This is a genomic window from Mesorhizobium sp. M7D.F.Ca.US.004.03.1.1, from assembly GCF_003998635.1.
GTDB lineage: Bacteria > Pseudomonadota > Alphaproteobacteria > Rhizobiales > Rhizobiaceae > Mesorhizobium > Mesorhizobium loti.
Genome location: NZ_RZQG01000855.1, coordinates 1 through 2,500, shown reverse-complemented (window position 1 = coordinate 2,500; position 2,500 = coordinate 1). Strand labels below are relative to the sequence as shown.

The 2,500-nt window shown below is 63.2% G+C and carries 3 protein-coding genes and 1 pseudogene; 1 reads left to right on the top strand and 3 read right to left on the bottom strand.

Annotation, left to right across the window (positions count from 1 at the left end):
- Positions 1–238 (bottom strand): hypothetical protein (locus EN935_RS30920; protein WP_206534608.1); only part of this gene is annotated, 238 nt, incomplete at its 3' end.
- Between the two features lie 109 nt (positions 239–347).
- Complete coding sequence (locus tag EN935_RS30915) at positions 348–1,241, bottom strand: DMT family transporter (protein ID WP_109663177.1); 894 nt, start codon at positions 1,239–1,241, stop codon at positions 348–350.
- A 91-nt stretch (positions 1,242–1,332) separates the two neighbouring features.
- Between EN935_RS30915 and EN935_RS30910 the strand changes: the two genes are divergently transcribed.
- The gene (locus EN935_RS30910) at positions 1,333–2,259 is read left to right on the top strand and encodes a LysR family transcriptional regulator (protein ID WP_109663175.1); all 927 of its coding nucleotides are present in this window, start codon (positions 1,333–1,335) and stop codon (positions 2,257–2,259) included.
- Here EN935_RS30910 and EN935_RS30905 read toward each other — a convergent pair.
- Positions 2,256–2,500, bottom strand: a pseudogene (locus tag EN935_RS30905) (hypothetical protein); the annotation flags it as partial. The gene EN935_RS30910 and the pseudogene EN935_RS30905 overlap by 4 nt on opposite strands.

Genomic DNA, 2,500 nt, shown 5'->3' with positions numbered 1-2,500 from the left:
GGGAGACGCTGGTGCCGCTGATCTTGCCGTATACCGCAATCGGGATTTGCTTGGCGTCGTAGAAATAGTTCCCCTCGACCGTAATCCCGCTGCCGAAACTGTCATACCTCTGCAACGACAGATGGACTGGTTTGGCCCCGATCGACCCTTCGTAATTTTCGACCTGATACCAACCCGCGAAGGCTTCCCCGGTCAGCAGCAAAACGCAAAAGAGTGTCGATATGAAGAGTTTTCCCATTCCGTCCCCCAGCGAATGCAGCTCACCATAGCTGTCCTTGCCCTGGGTGTCTGTATGCGGGCGAAGGCGGTTCTCGCTTTGAGTCCGCAAACAGCTCCAGCCTTTTGTTTTACCTCTTCAAATTCACCACTATGACGCCGCCCAGCGCCAGCGCGCCGCCGAGGATGCCTAGCAGTGTCGGCACTTCGCCCAGCCAGAAGAAGCCGATCAGGGCAGACATGGGCGAAACAAGGTAGAGGAAGTTCGAGGCACGTGCCGCAGGCAGACGCGACAGCGCGGTCGCCCAGGCGGCATAGGCGATCAGGCTGGGCACGATGCCGAGAAAGATCACAGCGCCGAGGCCGGCGGTGTTGGCAACCGCTGCCTGCGCAAAGCCGCTCGGCAGGAAGGGCGACAGGCAGAGCGCACCGAGCACCATGTTCGAAGCCGAAATGGTCAATGGATGGTGGCGGGCAAACAGCGGCTTCTGGACGATGGTGTTGACGGCCGAGCACAAGGCCGAGCCAAGCACCAGGAGAGCGCCCGCATTGAAATGCAGGCCATGCCCGTCGGCCATGGCGATGACGCCAATGCCGGCGAAGGAAATCACCGTGCCGGCCCAGGCCATGCCCGAGAAGCGTTCGCCGAGCAGCGCCATTGCCATGATGGCGGTGAAGATCGGGCTGACATTAATGATGAAGCCGGCGGCACCGGCCGAGACGGTCAATTCGCCGAAATTGAGCATTACGGTGTAGAGCGCGACGAAGATGGCCCCGCCAAAGACCAGGCGCCACACTTCGTCCAGCCTGGGCAGCGCCGGGCGCTTGACGGCGAGGAAGATCGCCGCCGGCACGGCGGCAATGGCAAAGCGCAGCGCACCCAGTTCCAGCGGTCCGAAGGCCGCGAGACCGGCGCGGATCGCCGGAAAAGCAGAGGCCCAGCCAACCACAGTCAGCGCCACCGCGATGGCCGCCGTGGTGTCCATCCGCTGTGTCGAATTCAACGTGCCCGTCATCGTGCTCATCTAACCACCCTCGTGTTCTTCGGTCCTGAAAGGCAGAAAACGCCTTTTCGAACCGATTGACAAACGACCAGATCAAGGATCACCTGTGACTATGGATCACAGCTCAGACACAATGGTGCCGCTTGAAACGCTGCGCGCCTTCGACGCGGCGGCGCGGACAGGCAGCTTTTCGGCGGCCGCCGAAAAGCTCAACATCACCCACGGCGCCGTCAGCCGGCAGATCGCCAAGCTTGAAGACTGGCTGGGATTGAAAGTGTTCGATCGCGGCGCGCGCGGCGTTTCGCTGACGATCGAAGGCAACCGGCTGCATTTGCGTACAGCGGAAGCTTTCGCGCTGATTTCCAGCCATTCCGACCGTTGGGTCGAGCCGCGCGGCACCGCCGTGGTGCGGCTGACCTCGATCCCCTCGGTCAGCGGGCTGTGGCTGATGCCGCGCATGGCGGCGCTGGAGAACAATCCCACCAAGCTGCGCATCGTACTCGATGTCGACATCCGCCAGGCCGACCTTGCCGATGAGGGTATCGATCTCTCCATCCGCTGCGGTCGCGGCGGCATTCCAGGCCGCATTTCGGTGCAGCTTTTCGAGGAACATGTCTTCCCCGTCGCGTCACCCGAGCTTGCCCGCGAGATCGGGCGCGGCGACCCTGCCCGGCTACTCAAATTTCCGCTGATCAACGATTCCGACGCGTCAGCCTGGCGCGCATGGTTTGCCGCGCAAGGCATGGACTACCGCCCGCGCCCGCAGGACCGCCGCTTCGAGGACTACAATCTGGTGCTCGACGCCGCCGCCTATGGGCTCGGCATCGCGCTGGCACGTCCGCCTCTGACCGGGCATCAATTGAAATCGGGCCGCATCACTCCCGTCGACGAACGCACCGCGCTCAATCCGGTGTCCTACTGGCTCGACCGGCCGATAGGACGGCCGCGTGCCGCCGCGGCGGAATTGGCGCGCCGCATCGCGGAGCAGGCCGGGCTGGCACCGGAAAAGATGGAAGCCTTCATCGAGGCCGAGGGTTAGCGAAGCAACAACAGAACAAACCCAAGGATCACGGTTCCCAGCAACCCGGCCATTGTCGAAACGAAGCCGATCTTCACCAGCAGGTGCTCCGGGTTCGGCGCCGCACCATGGGATTGATTGGCCGGCCTGTGCCGGCCCGCCGGTGTATCCAAGGCGGCAGCGCTGCGCGGGACTGGAGCCTGCGGCGGGATAAGCGACAGCAATGACAAACCCGCAAACCGGGGGGGGGCATTGGCATTGG

Bases quoted from the DNA above. Each gene is read 5' to 3' on its own strand.
- EN935_RS30915 (WP_109663177.1), bottom strand. From the start codon at position 1,241: ATGAGCACGATGACGGGCACGTTGAATTCGACACAGCGGATGGACACC.
- EN935_RS30910 (WP_109663175.1), top strand. From the start codon at position 1,333: ATGGATCACAGCTCAGACACAATGGTGCCGCTTGAAACGCTGCGCGCC.